Below are 15,682 nucleotides of genomic sequence, written 5' to 3'. Positions count from 1 at the left end.
CATGAGGCCCATTGGAATCGGGCTGGCGGCCGCGCTGGTCATCGCGGCGCTGACCCCGGCCATCGTGAACTCGGCCCCCAAGAAGGGCCCCGATGTCACTGAGGCGGCCCGCAAGCAGGGCATGGCCGAGGCTCCGGCGATCGCCCAGGCCGCCGGCATCAGCTGCCAGGTCACGGACGCCCGCTTCGTCGGCAAGTCCGAGGACAAGAAGGCGAAGACCTCGACCAGCTTCTATGAAATCGACTGCGACCAAGGTGTCGGCTTCATCCTGCAGGCGCCGTCCGGCGCCAAGCCCGGCGCGTTCACCTGCGTCGAAGCCAACACGCCCCAGCCGGACGGCAAGCCGTCGGCCCTGCCCTGCATGCTGCCGGGCAACGCCGATCCCAAGGCCGATCTCGCCCCGCTGCTGGCCAAGGCCGGCGTGACCTGCACGCCGGAAGCCGCCCGCGGCATCGGCCAGAGCGCCACCAACACCTACCTGGAAGTCGCCTGCCAAGGCGGCGTCGGCTACGTGCTGCAAACCAGCGCCCCGGCCGTGGTGACCGGCTCGGCCACCGCGACCGACTGCCTGCTGTACGATTCGTCCGAGAGCAACATCAAGTGCACGCTGAAGGACAAGGCCTCGCGCCTGGCCGTCATCGACGCCTATGTCGCCTCGGCCAATGTCGGCTGCTCCGTCAAGGATCGCCGCTTCGTCGGCATGTCTTCCAGCGGCTCGGGCTACTACGAAGCCGCTTGCACCGACGGCAAGGGCTACATCTTCAAGGTCGACAAGGCGCAGGTCTCCCAGACCTATCCTTGCGAAAAGGCCCAGTCGCTGCTCGGCGGCTGCACCCTGACCGACGCCCGTGAAGCCGAAACCGCCCAGGCCGGCCTGTACACCAAGCTGTCCAAGGCCGCCGGCTTTGACTGCCAGGTCTCCAAGTACGCCCCGTTCCCGTCTCCGGCGGGCAAGGACGTGGTTGAGATGGCCTGCTCCAACCGCGCTGACGGCGCCGTCGGCGTCTTCGCCGGCCCGAACGACAAGTCGGTGGTCTATGACTGCGGCCGCGCCATCCTGGCCGGCTATCGCTGCAGCTTCACCAAGCCGGCCGACTCCATGGGCGCCTTCACGGCGGACCTGAAGAAGCTCGGCAAGGACAGCTGCACCGTCTCGGCCAACCGCGTGGTCGGCAAGACCGCCAAGGGCACCACCTATGTGGAAGTCGCCTGCTCTGACGGCCTGAAGGGCTATGTCCTCGAGTACACGACCGAACCGCTCAACGCGATCGGCGTCGTGGGCTGCGCCTTCACCAAGGACTGCAAGCTGCCCGGCAACGTCTAAGCCGACGCAAGCTGTCGAAAGACGAAGGGCCCGCGGATCGCTCCGCGGGCCCTTTTCTTTGTCCTCCCCTATTCAGTGGGGGAGGGCTTAGATCGCGGCTTCGATGAACTTCGGGCCGGGCTGGGCCATGGCGTCGGCGAAGGCGGCCTCGAACTGTTCGGCGGTCTCGCAGCGCACGGCCGAGACCCCCATGGCCTTGGCCATCGAGACCCAGTCGATCCGCGGATCGCCCAGGTCCAGCAGCTTGCTGGCCGAGGGGCCGGCGTTGCCGGCGCCGGTCCGGCCCATCTCGATGTTCAGGATGCGATAGGAGTGGTTGGCGAACACCACCGTGGTTACGTCGAGGTTCTCGCGCGCCATCGTCCACAGAGCCTGGACCGTGTACATGCCCGAGCCGTCGCCGGACAGGGCCACCACCTTGCGGTCGGGCTTGGCCACCGCCGCGCCGATGGCCAGGGGCAGGCCGATGCCGATGGCGCCGCCGGTCAGGGCCAGGACCTCATGCGGGACCGTGGTCATGCAGGGCACCGCGACGCCGCCGCCAGAGGTGACCGAGTCGTCGCAGAGGATCGCGCCCTCCGGCAGGTGCCGGGCGATGGAGACACCGCAGGCCTGGGGCGTGAGCCCGCCGCTCGGCGCGGCGTCGGGGCGCTTCAGCGGTTGCACCGGACCGGACGCCGGCGCGCCGAGCGCCTCGGCCAGGGCCGCCAGCGCGGCGACGGTGTCGGTCTTGCGATCCGCCAGGGTCAGGGTCTCGCAGCCTTCCGGGACCAGCACCGAGGGCCGGTCCGGGTAGGCGAAGAAGGCCACCGGCATGGTGGTGCCGACATAGACCATCAGGTCCACGCCCGCGAGATCGGCCAGGGCCGCCTCGCCGAAGTACTGCATGCGGTCCGGCGCGAAGACGCCGGCGCCGCGCGGCTGGCGAGCGACGAAGGTGTCGACCATCACCCGCACGCCCGCGGCCTGCAGGCGCGAGGCCTGTTCCAGCGAGGGCGCGAGACAGCCCTGGCCGCCTAGCAGGACGACGACCTTCTTGGCCGCCTTGATCGCCTTGGCGACGGCGTCGACCACGTCACCCGCGGGCGCCGCCCGGTCCGGACGATGGGCGGCCACGGTTTCGACCTTGGTCTCGCCCCAGGCCGCGTCAGCCGGCAGGATCAGGCTGACCGGGCCGCCGGGCGGGCCATAGCTGGCGGTGATCGCCTCGGCGGCGATGGCCGCGACATCCTCAGGGCGATCCGCCGACTTCACCCACACCGAGTTCGGCGAGACGATGGTCGGGATGTCGGAGTTCAGCGGGGCGTCGTACTGGCGGTGATAGGTGGCGTGATCGCCGACCACATTGATGATCGGGGTATAGGCGCGCCGGGCGTTGTGCAGGTTGGCCAGGCCGTTGCCGTAGCCCGGCCCCAGGTGCAGCAGGGTGCAGGCCGGCGCATCGGCCATGCGGCCATAGCCGTCGGCGGCGCCGGTGGCCACGCCCTCGAACAGGCACAGGACCGGCCGCATCTTCGGCTGGCGGTCCAGGGCGCTCACGAACTGCATCTCGCTGGTGCCGGGATTGGCGAAACAGGCGGTGACGCCGTTGGCGACGAGGGTTTCGATCAGGGCGTCAGCGCCGTTCATGTGCGGTCCTCTCCCGGGGAACAGTCTTGTGTGTTGTAGGCCGTCTGCCACGGACGGGCGGGCGGCGTCCTTGATCCGTCTTAAAAAACCAGCACCCTGGCCGGGGCCGGCTCGGCGAACAACCGCTCCACCGCCTCGGCGCGCAGGGTGCGGGCGAGCGCCTGTGCGATATAGCCCTTGTCAGTGATCTCGCCGGCGTTGGCGTCCGGCGCGCTGTCCAGCACCAGCGCCCGGGCCACCCGCCCGCCGGAGCCCTTGGCGGTGGCGTTCAGCTGTTCGATCCCGGCCCGCACGGCGCTCGCAGCGGCCTCGGGCGTCATCCCAGGCTTCGGATAGAACAGCAGGCCGACGTTCTCGCGCCCCTCGCCGCAGACCACCGCGTCGGTGACCGCGTCGCCCACGGCGCCCACGGCCCGGATGCGCAGCTCACCGACGGTAACAAAGGTGCCGCTGGCCAGCTTGAAGTTCTCCGATAGCCGGCCGTCGAAGGCCAGGCCTTGGCTGGGGTCCTGGCGGTCGATGAACCGGGCCGCGTCGCCCAGCCGGTAGAAGCCGTCCTCGTCAAAGCTCGCCGCCGACAGTTCGGGCAGGCCCAGATAGCCCGAGGTGACCTGAGGCCCCTTGACCCGGAACTCCAGCTTGTCGCCCTCCGGCGCCAGCTTCACCGAGGTGCCCGGCAGGGGCAGGCCCATCAGGCCCATCTGGGTGTTGTGCCAGTGGACATTGGCCGCGGTCGGCCCGGTCTCGGTGGCGCCATAGCCGGAGCCAAAGCTGATCTTCTCGCCCACCGTACGCACCGCCACGGCCTGGATCCGGTCGCAGAACTCCTGGCTGAGCGCCGCGCCGCCGTACTGCAGGGCGCGCACCCGGGCGAAGAAGGTCCGCGCGAGGTCCGGGTCACGCTCCAGCTCGCCGGCGAACAGCATCCAGCCGGCCGGGACCATGTTGTGATAGGTCGGCGAGACCTCCTTGAGGTTCCGCACGGTCTCGCCAAAGCGCCCCGCCACCGGCTGGCCGGCGTCGATATAGACCGTGCCGCCCCGGTGGGTGGACATGTGCAGGATGGCGTTGGCGCCCAGGCTGTGGCTCCAGGGCGCGGCGTTGACGATCACCGGCGGCTCCGGATCATCGAAGCAGGAGGCCACCTGGGCCGCGTTCACCGCCATGTTGCGGTGACGGCAGATCACCGCCTTGGGCCGCCCGGTGGAGCCCGAGGTCAGCAAGTACTTGGCGTGGTCGTCCGGCTGGGCCGTGGCCGCGGCGGGCGCGGCCCGCAGCAGGTCGGCGAAATCGATGTCGCCGGGCCGCGCGGCCTTGGAGGCGATCACCGGCAGGCCGGCCAGGAAGGGCGCGGCCAGCGCCTCGCCGAACAACGCGGCGTCCTCGGTATAGACGGCGGCCGGGTTCAGGGCTTCGCAGGCGTGCTGCAGCCGGGCCAGGTTGGCGCCCGGCAGGCCATACTGCGGCGAGACCGGCGCGACGGGCATGCCCTGGCTCATGGCCGCGTACTTGATCAGCGCATGGTCGACGCCGTTACGGGCCAGGATCAGCAGGGGCCGCTCGCCCACCACGCCCAGGCCCCGCAGGCCGCCGGCCAGGGCCGCCACCTGTTCCTGCGCCTCGGCATAGGCCAGTTCCCGCCAGCCTTCGCCGGACCGCTCGGCCAGCCAGATACGGCTGGGCGCGGCCTTGGCCCAATGGAGCATGGGCTCGGCGACGGTGGCGAAGGCCCCGGTGACCGGGGTCGTATTGGTCAGGATCATCACGCCGTCGGCGCGACGCTCGACATCCAGACGGCGCGGCGCATAGCGCGCGTCACGGAACGGAGCGGACATCCAGTCGGCGGTGGCGGCGGGGCGAAGATCAGCGTCCATGGACGAAGGCTTAGCCGCCCGATGCGGACGAAGCCAAGGAGACTTTGCCCGAGACCGTCTGGCCGGGGCAGTCCTCAAGCAGCCGGGCCTGCAGCCAGCGGCCGGCCGGACCCAGCGTATGGGTCTTGCGCCGGGCCAGGGCGACGGGCAGCCGCGGCATGGCGGTCATGCCGCCCCAGCGCACGGGCTTCAACTCCACCAGCCGGCCCTCGGCCAGGTCATCCAGCACCATATGGCGGGGCATGCTGCCCCAGCCCAGGCCCGCCAGCAGCATGGCGTGCTTGGCCCCCAGATCCGCCAGCCGCCAGGTGCGCAGGCCGATCACCCCGCGGTCCTGGCCGCGGGTCAGGCTCGAGCGGTCGCTGAGCACCAGCTGCAGGTGCTCGCGCATCTGGTCCTCGGTCAGGGGCGCGGCCTCGCGGGCCAGGGGATGAGCCGGCGCCGCCACCGCGACCAACTCCACCTCGGTCAGCTCCATCGTGTCGAGCTCCTCCTGGCGGTCGGCGAAGGTGATGATCAGACCCAGGTCGGCGCCGTCGTCCAGCAGCACCTCGGCGGCGGCGCCCAGGGTCTCGACCCGCACGCGAGTGCGCACGGTCGGGAATGCGGCCTGGAAATCAGTCAAAGCGCCCAGCAGCCGGTTCATCGGGAACATCGCCTCGATCACCAGCGACAATTCCGGCTCCAGCCCGCCGGCCATGCCGCGCGCCTCGGAGCGGAAGCCTTCCACGTCCTCCAGGATCCGGCGGGCTCGTGCGAGCAGGGCGCGGCCCGCCTCACTCAGCACGGGGCGATAGGCCGTGCGGTCGAACAGCTCCACCCCGGCCTGGGCCTCCAGCCCCTGGATCTGATAGCTCACCGCCGATTGAGCGCGGCCAAGCGTCCGGGCGGCGGCCGAGAAACTGCCGGCCTCAGCGACCGCCACGAAGGTCTCGAGCTGGACGAGGTTGAGCGCCTCCAAATCATCATTTCCTTTGATGGAGATGATCTAATTTATCCCAGTTTCATTGATGATTGGCGAGCCCTATCTCTCCGGGCATGAGCGAACGTCTGCCCACCCTCTACATTCCGCACGGCGGCGGCCCCTGCTTCTTCATGGCCCCGCCGCCCCAGCACCCGCAGCTGTGGGACAAGATGGCGGCCTATCTGCGCGGCCTCACCGACGATGTCGGCGTCCGGCCCAAAGCCCTGCTGGTGATCTCGGCCCACTGGGAGACGCCCCGGCCGACCCTGAACGTCATGGCCCGGCCAGGCATGCTGTACGACTATTACGGCTTCCCCGAGCACACCTACCGGCTGACCTATCCGGCGCCGGGCGCGCCGGAGCTGGCGCCGAGGGTTCAGGCCCTCTTGAAGGCGGCGGGCTTCGACAGCGACCTCGACGATGACCGTGGCTATGACCACGGGGTCTTCGTGCCCCTGATGCTGGCCTTCCCCGAGGCCGACATTCCGATCCTGCAGCTGTCCCTGCAGCAGGACCTCGACCCCGCCCAGCACCTGGCCATCGGCAAGGCTTTGGAGCCCCTGCGGGACGAAGGCGTGCTGATCATCGGCTCGGGGATGAGCTTCCACAACCTACGCACCCTGTTCGGCGGCCGCGATGACGAGGCCTCCGAGGCCTTCGACGCGTGGCTGACCCTGGCGGCGACCGCGTCCGATCCCCAAGTGCGAGACGCCCAGCTCTCGCGCTGGGCTGAGGCCCCCGGCGCCCGCGCCGCCCACCCCAGGGAGGAACACCTCCTGCCGCTGATGGTCGCCGCCGGCGCGGCGGGGGCCGACGCCGGCCGCCGCACCTATGCCGATCACCTGATGGGCAAGGCCCTTTCCGCTTTCCAGTTCGGGTGAGCCCCCTCACCCCGGTCACATCCAAAGAGGACGCAACATGACCAAGTACTTCGCCCCGGCCGCCTTCGCCGCCGCTTCCCTGTTCGTCGCGGGCCCGGCCCTGGCCCAGGCGTCCGCCGACCCGACCTCGGTCCAGGCCGGGACCTATGCGCTGGAGACCAGCCACGCCCGCGTGGTGTTCTCGGTCTCGCACATGGGCTTCTCGACCTGGTACGGCGACTTCTCCGGCGCCACCGGCAGCCTGACCATCGACCCCAAGAACGTCGCCGCCGCCAAGCTCGACGTCTCCATCCCGGTCGCCAGCGTCACCACCACCAACGCCAAGCTCGACGGCGAACTGAAGAGCGCCGCCTGGTTCGACGCCGAGAAGTTCCCGACCATCACCTTCAAGTCGACCTCGGTGGCCCAGACCTCGCCCAACACCGCCAAGGTGACCGGCGACCTGACCTTCCACGGCGTGACCAAGCCGGTGACCCTGGACGTCAGCTTCAAGGCCTCGGGCGTGAACCCGCTGTCCAAGGCCTTCACCATCGGCTTCGACGCCAAGGGCGCCCTGAAGCGTTCGGACTACGGCGTGAAGACCTATGTCCCGCTGATCGGCGACGACGTCGACCTGACCATCAGCGCCCCCTTCGAAAAGAAGTAAGCCTTCAGGCCTGGAGCGCCGCGCGCCGGCGCTCCAGGAACCTGCGCTCGGCGGGCGTCTCGATCAGCTCAAGCGCCGCCGCAAGGGCCGCCACCGCCTCGGGCGCCCGGCCCAGTTCGGCCAACAGATGGCCCCGCGCCGCGTGCCAGGGCGCAAACCCTTCCAAGCCTTCCAGACGCTCCAGGGCCTGAAGCCCGACCGCCGCGCCCTGCGCTTCGCCCAGGGCCACGGCCTGGTTCAGTGCGACCACCGGCGAGGGGCGCAGCATCATCAGGGCCTCATAGAGCGCCGCGATATCCGCCCAGGGCGTCACGCCCGTCTCGCGGCGCGTCGCGTGCGCCCCATGGATCGCCGCCAGCAGCTGATAGGGTCCCGTTCGACCCAGGGATGCGGCGGCATTCAGGACCTGGGCGGCTTCGGCGATCTTGTCCGCCCGCCAGAGCGCCGGGTCCTGCTCCGTCAGGGGGATCATGACGCCGTCAGCGTCCAGCCGCGCAGGCCGGCGCGCCTCGGCCAGCCGGATCAGGGCGGCGAGCCCCAGCACCTCGGGCTCGTCCGGCAATAGCGTGACGAGCACCCCGGACAGGCGAAGCGTCTCCTCGGCGAGGCCCGCGGCGTCGCTGGCGCCGGCCGCGTCCTCATAGGCCTGGGCGTAGGCGATCTCGAGCGCCGCCAGCACGGCCTCCAGCCGCTCGCCCCAGGCCTCAGGCCCTGGAACCTCGAAGGGAATGCGAGCGTCGCGGATCTTGGCCTTGGCCCGGGTGATCCGCTGCAGCATGGCGGTCTCCGACACCAGAAAGGCGCGGGCCAGCCGCTCCGTGGACAGACCGCAGATCACCTTGAGCGTCAAGGCGATCCGCGCCTCCACCGCCAGGGCCGGATGGCAGCAGGCGAAGATCAACCGCAGCCGCTCGTCGGGAATAGGTTCGAAGGCCGCGATCACCACCTCTTCCGGCGTGGCGACAGGCTCCGGCGGATCGGGCCGATAGGCGTTGCGGGTCCGCGCGCGGCGAATGAGGTCCAGTCCCCGGCGCCGGGCCGCCGCATAGAGCCAGGCGGCCGGGTCCCGCGGCGCCCCGTCCCGGCCCCAGGTCTCCACCGCCGCCTGGCAGGCCAGCGCCAGGGCCTCCTCGGCCAGGTCAAAGTCCCGGAACCTGGCCGCCAGGGCGGCGCGCAGGCGGTCGCCCGCCTCGCGCACCGCACGGTCCAGGATGGCGTCCACCCTACTCGTCGATCAGCGGGCGGACCTCGATCCCGCCGCCGTCGGTGACCGGCACCCGCCGCGCCCAGTCCAGGGCCGCGTCCAGGTCGGAGACCTCGATCATGTAGAAGCCGCCCAGATGCTCGCGGGTCTCCGGGAAGGGGCCATCGTGAACGGTTCGCGCGTCACCGTTGCGGCGGACGGTCGTCGCGGTTTCAGTGGGACAAAGCCCGGCGCCGGCCAGCCAGACACCCTTTTCACGCATCTCCGCCGCCAGGCGCATGTGCGCCGCCACCGCGGTCTGCATGGTGGACGGCTCGGCGAAGGCGGCCTCGTCCTCGTAGATCAGGAGCATGTACTGCATGGAATTTCCCTCCGACGCGTCGCTCGCGCCCGAGGATAGACGCAGGACCGATCGACGAGTCGACAGCCCTCGCGCAAAAATCAGCTCGACAGGGTTTCCTGGAAGCGGACCGCCTCACCTTGGCTGGGCAGGACGATCTCGTCGTCGCGCATGACGACCTTGCCGCGGATGATGGTGGCCATGGGCCAGCCCTTGGCCTCGAAGCCGTCGAAGGGGGTCCAGCCAGCGCGGGTGGCCATGGACTCGTGGGTGATGGTGCGCCGCGCCTTCAGGTCCACCACCGTCAGGTCAGCATCATACCCGACAGCCATCCGGCCCTTGTCCGCCAGGCCGAACACCCGGTTCACCCCGTGGCTGGTCATGTCGACGAAGCGCTCCAGGGTCAGGCGTCCCTCGGCCACGTGGGTCAGCATCAGCGGCACCAGGGTCTGCACCCCCGGCATGCCCGAGGGCGAGGCCGGATAGGGCCGGGCCTTTTCCTCGCGGGTGTGCGGCGCGTGGTCCGAGCCCAGCACGTCGGCGACGCCCAGCGCGATGCCGCGCCACAGGGCGTCCTGGTGCGCCTTGCCCCGGATCGGCGGGTTCATCTGGGCAAAGCCCTTCAGCCGCTCATAGGCCTCCGGCGCGGTCAGGGTCAGGTGCTGGGGCGTGAACTCGACGCTGGCCACGTCCTTGTGACGGGCCAGGAAGGCGACCTCCTGCTCGGTGGTCACGTGCAGGACGTGGATGCGCTTGCCCAGGCCCTTGGCGATCCGCACCAGCCGCTCGGTGGACTGGATCGCCGACTGGGCGTCGCGGACTTCCTCGTGGCTTGTCCAGTCGCCGGTGCGGGCCAGGGCCCGGCGCTCGGCCAGACGGTACTCGTCCTCGGAGTGGAACGCCGCGCGGCGCTGGACGTGGCGCAGCACCTGCTCGACGCCCTCGTCATCCTGCACCAGCAGCGAACCGGTGGAGGCGCCCATGAACACCTTGATCCCGCAGCAGCCGGGCAGGCGCTCCAGCTCGCCCAGGAAGGCCGCGTTCTCATGCGTGCCGCCCACATAGAAGGCGTGGTCGCAGTGCATGCGGTGACGGCCGCGGCTGAGCTTGTCGGCCAGGGTGTCCGGGTCCGTGGTGGTCGGCTCGGTGTTCGGCATCTCGAACACGGCCACGACCCCGCCCAGCACCGCCCCGCGGCTGCCGGTCTCCAGGTCTTCCTTCCACTCCAGGCCCGGCTCGCGGAAGTGGACCTGGCTGTCGATGACGCCGGGCAGGACGGTCAGGCCCTTGGCGTCGAACACCTCGTCGGCGGAGGCCTGAGACAGGTCGCCGATGGCGGCGATCTTGCCGCAGCGCACGCCCACGTCGGCGAAGCCGCGCCCGGCGTGGTTCACCACCTCGCCGCCGCGAACGATCAGGTCATAGGTCTCAGACATCGGCCAAAAGGTCCCTCGCCGCCGCGACCACCGTGTCGACCGGCAGATCCATCATGTGGCAGACCGCTTGCTGGAAACCAGGGTCGACCGCAAGGATTTGCTCGAAGGTTCGCGGTCCCCGCACCACCTTGGTCTTCGCCCCCCACGGCCCATAGAGCCGGTCGTCCGACGGCCCGAACAGGCCCACGGTCGGCGCGCCCGCCGCCGCCGCCAGGTGCATCAGGCCGGAATCGTTGCCGATGAACAGGGTCGCGTGCTTCAGACAGGCATAGGAGGTGAGCAGGTCCACCTTGCCCACCAGGTCGATATAGCGGTCCTTCGGCACCACATGGCGCAGGGCCTGGGCCGCGGTCGCATCGTCCGGACCGCCCAGCACCATCAGCCGCGCGCCCTGCAAAGGACCGCCCTCGCCCAGAAGCTGGATTGCGGCCTGGGCGAAGCGTTCCACCGGCCAGGTCTTGCCCACCCAGTTGGCGTTGGGCGCGAGCGCCAGGATCGGCCCCTCGCCGGCCGTCAGGTCTGCGGCCGCCATCTCGGTCTCGGCCGAGGTATAGAGGTATGGACCGGCTGGCTCGTCCTCGATGCGCAGCACGCGAGCGGCCTCGATCACCTTGTGCACCGGCTCCCCCGGCTGGCGGCGATAGACCGCCCGGCGCTTCTTCTTCAGAAACTGAGTGATGGCCGAGCCGCGCAGGTCGACCACCAGGCCCCAGGAAGTCCGGCGCACCTGGCGCCACAGGCGGAACCAGTGGCCGCCATCCTTGGACTTCTCAAAGACGATGATCTCGTCGAGGGCGGGAACGTCCAGGAACAGGGGCGCGGCGGCGGGGCCGGCCACGATCGTGAAGCGCGCGCTCGGGATCTCGTCCGCCAGGCGCTTGATCAGGCCTGACGACAGCACGGCGTCGCCGATCCGCGTGGCGGTGATGAACAGAATCGGGAAGGTCCCGCGGGTCATCGGCCCCTTATAGCGGGCTGGGGGCTGGCGCTCCACCGACTCTCCCCTTACCTGCGTCAGCATGTCCGCGATCTACGCCCCCTTGAAATCCCGCGCCCTGATCGCCCTGTCCGGCGAGGACTGGCGCAGCTTCCTGCAGGGCCTGATCACCCAGGACGTCGAGACCCTGGCCCCCGGCGAGGCCAGGTTCGGCGCCCTGCTGACCCCGCAAGGACGCCTGCTCTACGACCTTTTCGTGGTGGACCGCGGCGAGGCCGGCGCCTGGCTGGACGTGGAAGCCGAGCATCGCCCCGCTCTCATGCAACGGCTGATGATCTATCGCCTGCGGGCCAAGGTGAAAATCGAGGCGGATGAGACGCCGGTTTCGATCCTGTTCGGCGACGAGGTCCCGGCTAGGCCCGCCGAGGGCTTCTGGACGGCGGACCCGCGCCTGGCCGACCTGGGCTGGCGCGGCTATGGCGCCGAAATCCCGCCCGGCGCGGTGCTCGCCGATGAAGCCCAGCGCGAGACCCAGAAGCTGCGCCTGGGCGTGCCCGGCCCGGCCGACTGGGGCAGTGACAAGACCTATCCTATCGAGGCGAATTTCGACCTCTTGAACGGGATCGACTTCAAGAAGGGCTGCTTCGTCGGCCAGGAGACCACCTCGCGCATGAAGCGGCGCGGAACGATCAAGACCCGCATGCTGCCCATCGCCTTCGACGGCCCCGCGCCCGCGCCGGGGACTGAGATCCTGAACGGCGACCTGCGGGCCGGCGAGGTGCTGTCGGGCGCGGACGGCCGCGCCATCGCCTTCATCCGCCTGGACCGCATGGAGGGCCAACTCACCGCCGACGGCCGCCCGATCCGGGTCGAGACCCCTGTCTGGACGGGCCTCTGACGGCTGTCCGGACAAGGTTGTTGTTGCATCCAGACGGTCCGCAGATCACAGCGAGATCATGACCGAGACGCCCGCTCCGCAGAACGCCACCGAAGAGATCATCGAGATCGCCCGTACGGTGGGCTACGCCCTGGCCATCGCGCTCGTGCTGCGCGTGCTGCTGTTCCAGCCCTTTACGATCCCGTCGTCGTCGATGGAGCCGATCGTCAAGACCGGCGACTACATCGTCGTCTCCAAGTGGGACTATGGCTACAGCCGCTGCTCTTTCCCGTTCAACCCGCCGCTGTTCAAGGGCCGCATCGGGGGCAAGGGGCCGCAGCGCGGCGACGTGGTGGTGTTCCAGCTGCCTCGCAACATCGCCATCACCTATATCAAGCGGGTGATCGGCCTGCCCGGCGACCGCATCAGGGTCCAGGGCGGCAACGTCTTCGTCAATGACAAGGCCATCCCGCGCCAGGCGCTGGGCCTGACCCAGGACCTGGACTCGCCGGACGTGACCGTCATGCAGGTGGCCGAGACCAAGCCCGACGGCTCGCGCTACATCACCTATGACCGCGCCACCGACCACGACGGCGACGACACCGACACCTATGTCGTGCCCGAAGGCCACTACTTCATGATGGGCGACAACCGCGACAACTCCCTCGACAGCCGTTGGCCCGAAGAGATCGGCGTCGGCTATGTCCCGGCCGAGAACATCGTCGGCAAGGCGCGCGTCGTGTTGATCTCCTGGAAGGAAGGCGCGTCGTTCTTCAAGCCCTGGACCTGGCTGAACCTGAACTGGGGCCGGACCTTCAAGGGGATCCACTGATGTGTTGAGGGTGTCCTTCTCCCCTTGTGGGAGAAGGTGGCGTCCGAAGGACGACGGATGAGGGGTCGATCACCCTGTCCGTCGCCTGCTTCGGCATCTGACTCTTAGAAATCCCTCATCCGACCTGGCTCCGCCAGGCCACCTTCTCCCACAAGGGGAGGAGGGGAGTTATCTGCCCGCCCGGTACTCCGAATAGCTCAGCGCCCCATCACGGTCGGCGTCCAGGCGTTGGAAGGTGCGGCGGGCTTCAGCCTCGCCGCCTAGCCCCTTGGAGGCCAGGGCGAGGGAGGGCGCGGCCACCGCGCCCAGGGCCAGGCCGATCAGGGCCGCCGCCGCCCACTTCAACCGCCGACGCGGCGCCGGCTGGAGGCGAGTCTCGATCAGGCCGCGCAGCACCTCACTGGCCGAAACCCCCTCCTCCCGGCAGCGCTCCATGAACGCCTGCTTGGTCGGATAGGGGATCCGGATCTCGAGGCTCTCGCTCTTCTTTGGGGGCCGGGGCTCGGTCATGATCTCAGTTCAGCTCAATTCGCGCCTGCTGGACACGGAAATCATGTCCGGACAAGGGCGACCTATCCCAGGAAGAAGGCTCTCAAGGCCGCCAGGGTTTCCACCGGCTTCTCCTCCGGGATGAAGTGGCCGCAGTCGATGGCCTGGCCGGTGACGTCATCGGCCCACTCCCGCCACAGGCCCAGGACGTCGTACCAGGCGCCGAGCGCGCCCTTGCCGCCCCAAAGGATCTGGACCGGGCAGTCGATCTTCTTCTTGCCCCGGTCGGCCTCATCGGCGGCGACGTCATAGGAGGCGCCGGCGCGATAATCCTCGCACATGGCGTGGATCACCGAGGGCCGGCGGGCGGCGGCCTTGTAGTCCTCAAAGGCGTCGTCGGCGAAGGGCGGGGTCTGGCCGCGCATCATGCCCTCGAACAGGAACCATTCGGCGTTGCCGGCGATGGCGGTCTCTGGGAACGGCGCCGGCTGGGCCAGGAACGACCAGTGCCAGTAGCCCAGCGCAAAGGCCTTGTTCGCACGCTTCCAGACATCCGCCGTGGGAATGATGTCCAGGATCGACAGCTTCTGCAGCACGCCCGGATGATCCAGCGCCAGGCGATAACCCACCCGGCCGCCGCGGTCGTGGGCCGCCAGCATGAACCGCTCATGGCCGAAATGGCGCATCAGGGCGACAGCGTCGCGGGCCATGGCGCGCTTGGAATAGGTCTCGTGGTCCTTGGTGGCCGCCGGCCCGGTGCTCTCGCCATAGCCGCGCAGGTCCGGGGCGATGACCGTGAAGTCGCGCGCCAGATCGCCGGCGATCTTGCCCCACATCATGTGGGTCTCAGGATAGCCGTGCAGCAACAGGAGCGGCGGGCCGGAGCCCCCATGGCGCACCCTAAGCGTCGCCTCGCCCACATCGACACGGCTGAGCGCGAAGCCCTCGAACCCCATTTGTTCTCCTCCCGTCTTGCCCAGCGCCCCCGCCTCGCGCGACAACAGGCCCATGAGCACAGAGCCGACTCGATGCGCCTGGCGCGGCATGCAGGGCGACGCCCTCTATGAGGCCTATCACGACACGGAATGGGGCGTGCCGGAATACGATTCCCGCGCCCTGTGGGAGAAGCTGGTGCTCGACGGGTTCCAGGCGGGCCTGGCCTGGATCACCATCCTGCGCAAGCGCGACGCCTTCCGCGCCGCCTTCGCCGACTTCGATCCGGAGAAGGTCGCCCGCTTCGACGAGACCGACCGCGCCAGGCTGATGGCCGACGCCGGCATCGTCCGCTCCAACGCCAAGATCGACGCCGCCATCCAGAGCGCCCGAATCTATTGCGACATGCGCGATAAGGGCGAGGACTTCAGCCAGTTCCTGTGGAGCTACACCAACGGCCGGGTGATCCAGAACCGCTGGACCGAGATCTCCCAGGTCCCGGCCCAGACCAATGTGGCCGAGGCCATGTCCAAGGGTCTGAAGGCCAAGGGCTTCAAGTTCGTGGGCCCGGTGATCGTCTACGCCTTCATGCAGGCCACCGGCTTCGTGAACGACCACCTGGTCACCTGCCATCGGCATGAGCCGATCCGGCGGATGAGCGCCTGATGCCGCACTACGAGCTGGAGCTGGAACATCCCGGCCCGGTCTGCGGGGTGGACGAGGCCGGGCGTGGCCCATGGGCCGGACCGGTCTCAGCTGCGGCGGTGATCCTGGATCCGGCGCGTATCCCCGTTGGCCTGAACGATTCCAAGAAGCTCAGCGCCAAGGCCCGCAACGTCCTGGAAATCGAGATCAAGGAGGTCGCCATCGCCTGGGGCGTCGCCTTCGGCAGCGTCGAGGAGATCGCCGAGCTCAACATCCTGCGGGCCACGGGCCTGGCCATGCGCCGAGCGGTGGAGGCCCTGGCCATCCCCGCCGCCTTCGCCCTGGTGGACGGCAACTACCGCTTCGACCTGCCGTGTCCGATCCGCACGGTGGTCAAGGGCGACACCATCAGCGCCTCGATCGCCGCGGCCTCCATCCTAGCCAAGACGGCGCGGGACCGGCTGATGGTCGAGGCCGACAGCCTCTATCCTGGCTACGGCTTCGCCGGCCACAAGGGCTATCACGCCCCGATCCATGTGGAGGCCCTGCGCACCCTCGGCCCCTGCCCTATCCACCGCCAGGGCTGGGCGCCGATCCGCGCGGCGCTGGAGGGCGGCGCGGCGCAAATTGATCTGCTGAATCAAGATTGACCCGGCTGGGGGCTGGGCGCG

Annotated in this window: 16 protein-coding genes; 7 read left to right on the top strand and 9 right to left on the bottom strand. The window is 69.5% G+C overall.

Going from position 1 to position 15,682, the window contains the following annotated elements; translation table 11 throughout:
* The first annotated feature begins 1 nt into the window (after position 1).
* Positions 2–1,324: a hypothetical protein gene (locus ACFQ27_RS05485; protein WP_374342641.1), complete on the top strand. Its 1,323-nt coding sequence runs from the start codon at positions 2–4 to the stop codon at positions 1,322–1,324.
* 87 nt (positions 1,325–1,411) lie between these two features.
* Here ACFQ27_RS05485 and ACFQ27_RS05480 read toward each other — a convergent pair whose 3' ends face one another.
* The 3 genes from ACFQ27_RS05480 to ACFQ27_RS05470 form a co-directional block, all read right to left on the bottom strand.
* The gene (locus tag ACFQ27_RS05480) at positions 1,412–2,953 is read right to left on the bottom strand and encodes an acetolactate synthase large subunit (protein WP_374342643.1); all 1,542 of its coding nucleotides are present in this window, start codon (positions 2,951–2,953) and stop codon (positions 1,412–1,414) included.
* 80 nt (positions 2,954–3,033) lie between these two features.
* Positions 3,034–4,827 carry a feruloyl-CoA synthase gene (locus tag ACFQ27_RS05475; RefSeq protein WP_377352902.1) on the bottom strand — a complete coding sequence of 598 codons (1,794 nt, stop codon included), beginning with the start codon at positions 4,825–4,827 and terminating at the stop codon, positions 3,034–3,036.
* Positions 4,828–4,837: 10 nt separating this feature from the next.
* Positions 4,838–5,788: a LysR family transcriptional regulator gene (locus ACFQ27_RS05470; RefSeq protein ID WP_377352901.1), complete on the bottom strand. Its 951-nt coding sequence runs from the start codon at positions 5,786–5,788 to the stop codon at positions 4,838–4,840.
* A 77-nt stretch (positions 5,789–5,865) separates the two neighbouring features.
* On the opposite strand from ACFQ27_RS05470, the gene ACFQ27_RS05465 reads away from it, so the two are divergent.
* Together ACFQ27_RS05465 and ACFQ27_RS05460 are read left to right on the top strand one after the other, a co-directional pair.
* Positions 5,866–6,672, top strand: a complete 807-nt coding sequence (locus ACFQ27_RS05465; RefSeq protein ID WP_377352899.1) for a DODA-type extradiol aromatic ring-opening family dioxygenase — start codon at positions 5,866–5,868, stop codon at positions 6,670–6,672.
* Positions 6,673–6,709: 37 nt separating this feature from the next.
* Positions 6,710–7,318 carry a YceI family protein gene (locus tag ACFQ27_RS05460; protein ID WP_377352897.1) on the top strand — a complete coding sequence of 203 codons (609 nt, stop codon included), beginning with the start codon at positions 6,710–6,712 and terminating at the stop codon, positions 7,316–7,318.
* Positions 7,319–7,322: 4 nt separating this feature from the next.
* Here the strand turns inward: ACFQ27_RS05460 and ACFQ27_RS05455 are convergent, their stop codons facing one another.
* From ACFQ27_RS05455 to ACFQ27_RS05440, 4 genes are all read right to left on the bottom strand, one after another.
* On the bottom strand, positions 7,323–8,540 hold the full coding sequence (locus tag ACFQ27_RS05455; protein ID WP_377352895.1) for an RNA polymerase sigma factor: 1,218 nt from the start codon (positions 8,538–8,540) through the stop codon (positions 7,323–7,325).
* A 1-nt stretch (position 8,541) separates the two neighbouring features.
* On the bottom strand, positions 8,542–8,883 hold the full coding sequence (locus ACFQ27_RS05450; protein ID WP_374342655.1) for a YciI family protein: 342 nt from the start codon (positions 8,881–8,883) through the stop codon (positions 8,542–8,544).
* 80 nt (positions 8,884–8,963) lie between these two features.
* Complete coding sequence (locus ACFQ27_RS05445; protein WP_374342657.1) at positions 8,964–10,298, bottom strand: dihydroorotase; 1,335 nt, start codon at positions 10,296–10,298, stop codon at positions 8,964–8,966.
* Entirely contained in the window at positions 10,291–11,319 is a 1,029-nt protein-coding gene (locus ACFQ27_RS05440; protein ID WP_374342659.1) for a glycosyltransferase family 9 protein, read from the bottom strand. The genes ACFQ27_RS05445 and ACFQ27_RS05440 overlap by 8 nt, the downstream gene beginning before the upstream one ends.
* Between ACFQ27_RS05440 and ygfZ the strand changes: the two genes are divergently transcribed.
* Positions 11,318–12,133, top strand: a complete 816-nt coding sequence (gene ygfZ, locus ACFQ27_RS05435) for a CAF17-like 4Fe-4S cluster assembly/insertion protein YgfZ (RefSeq protein ID WP_377352894.1) — start codon at positions 11,318–11,320, stop codon at positions 12,131–12,133. The genes ACFQ27_RS05440 and ygfZ overlap by 2 nt on opposite strands.
* A 58-nt stretch (positions 12,134–12,191) precedes the next feature.
* Positions 12,192–12,944 carry a signal peptidase I gene (gene lepB, locus ACFQ27_RS05430; protein ID WP_374342663.1) on the top strand — a complete coding sequence of 251 codons (753 nt, stop codon included), beginning with the start codon at positions 12,192–12,194 and terminating at the stop codon, positions 12,942–12,944.
* Between the two features lie 168 nt (positions 12,945–13,112).
* On the opposite strand, the gene ACFQ27_RS05425 is transcribed toward lepB, so the two are convergent.
* Together ACFQ27_RS05425 and ACFQ27_RS05420 are read right to left on the bottom strand one after the other, a co-directional pair.
* The gene (locus ACFQ27_RS05425; RefSeq protein WP_374342665.1) at positions 13,113–13,454 is read right to left on the bottom strand and encodes a hypothetical protein; all 342 of its coding nucleotides are present in this window, start codon (positions 13,452–13,454) and stop codon (positions 13,113–13,115) included.
* A 62-nt stretch (positions 13,455–13,516) separates the two neighbouring features.
* Positions 13,517–14,389, bottom strand: a complete 873-nt coding sequence (locus ACFQ27_RS05420) for an alpha/beta fold hydrolase (protein ID WP_377352893.1) — start codon at positions 14,387–14,389, stop codon at positions 13,517–13,519.
* Positions 14,390–14,441: 52 nt separating this feature from the next.
* On the opposite strand from ACFQ27_RS05420, the gene ACFQ27_RS05415 reads away from it, so the two are divergent.
* Entirely contained in the window at positions 14,442–15,032 is a 591-nt protein-coding gene (locus ACFQ27_RS05415) for a DNA-3-methyladenine glycosylase I (protein WP_374342669.1), read from the top strand.
* Complete coding sequence (locus ACFQ27_RS05410; protein WP_377352892.1) at positions 15,032–15,661, top strand: ribonuclease HII; 630 nt, start codon at positions 15,032–15,034, stop codon at positions 15,659–15,661. The genes ACFQ27_RS05415 and ACFQ27_RS05410 overlap by 1 nt, the downstream gene beginning before the upstream one ends.
* The last annotated feature ends 21 nt before the right edge of the window (positions 15,662–15,682 follow it).

Source organism: Phenylobacterium conjunctum (genome assembly GCF_042679085.1).
In the GTDB taxonomy this organism is placed as follows: Bacteria; Pseudomonadota; Alphaproteobacteria; order Caulobacterales; family Caulobacteraceae; genus Phenylobacterium; species Phenylobacterium conjunctum.
This window is presented reverse-complemented; position numbering and strand designations above follow the sequence as displayed.

Excerpts from the sequence above, each read along its gene's own strand:
- ACFQ27_RS05465 (WP_377352899.1), top strand. The coding sequence starts at position 5,866 with ATGAGCGAACGTCTGCCCACCCTCTACATTCCGCACGGCGGCGGCCCC.
- ACFQ27_RS05480 (WP_374342643.1), bottom strand. The coding sequence starts at position 2,953 with ATGAACGGCGCTGACGCCCTGATCGAAACCCTCGTCGCCAACGGCGTC.
- ACFQ27_RS05440 (WP_374342659.1), bottom strand. The coding sequence starts at position 11,319 with ATGCTGACGCAGGTAAGGGGAGAGTCGGTGGAGCGCCAGCCCCCAGCC.
- ACFQ27_RS05425 (WP_374342665.1), bottom strand. The coding sequence starts at position 13,454 with ATGACCGAGCCCCGGCCCCCAAAGAAGAGCGAGAGCCTCGAGATCCGG.
- ygfZ (WP_377352894.1), top strand. The coding sequence starts at position 11,318 with ATGTCCGCGATCTACGCCCCCTTGAAATCCCGCGCCCTGATCGCCCTG.
- ACFQ27_RS05445 (WP_374342657.1), bottom strand. The coding sequence starts at position 10,298 with ATGTCTGAGACCTATGACCTGATCGTTCGCGGCGGCGAGGTGGTGAAC.
- lepB (WP_374342663.1), top strand. The coding sequence starts at position 12,192 with ATGACCGAGACGCCCGCTCCGCAGAACGCCACCGAAGAGATCATCGAG.
- ACFQ27_RS05420 (WP_377352893.1), bottom strand. The coding sequence starts at position 14,389 with ATGGGGTTCGAGGGCTTCGCGCTCAGCCGTGTCGATGTGGGCGAGGCG.
- ACFQ27_RS05485 (WP_374342641.1), top strand. The coding sequence starts at position 2 with ATGAGGCCCATTGGAATCGGGCTGGCGGCCGCGCTGGTCATCGCGGCG.
- ACFQ27_RS05460 (WP_377352897.1), top strand. The coding sequence starts at position 6,710 with ATGACCAAGTACTTCGCCCCGGCCGCCTTCGCCGCCGCTTCCCTGTTC.
- ACFQ27_RS05450 (WP_374342655.1), bottom strand. The coding sequence starts at position 8,883 with ATGCAGTACATGCTCCTGATCTACGAGGACGAGGCCGCCTTCGCCGAG.
- ACFQ27_RS05410 (WP_377352892.1), top strand. The coding sequence starts at position 15,032 with ATGCCGCACTACGAGCTGGAGCTGGAACATCCCGGCCCGGTCTGCGGG.
- ACFQ27_RS05415 (WP_374342669.1), top strand. The coding sequence starts at position 14,442 with ATGAGCACAGAGCCGACTCGATGCGCCTGGCGCGGCATGCAGGGCGAC.
- ACFQ27_RS05475 (WP_377352902.1), bottom strand. The coding sequence starts at position 4,827 with ATGGACGCTGATCTTCGCCCCGCCGCCACCGCCGACTGGATGTCCGCT.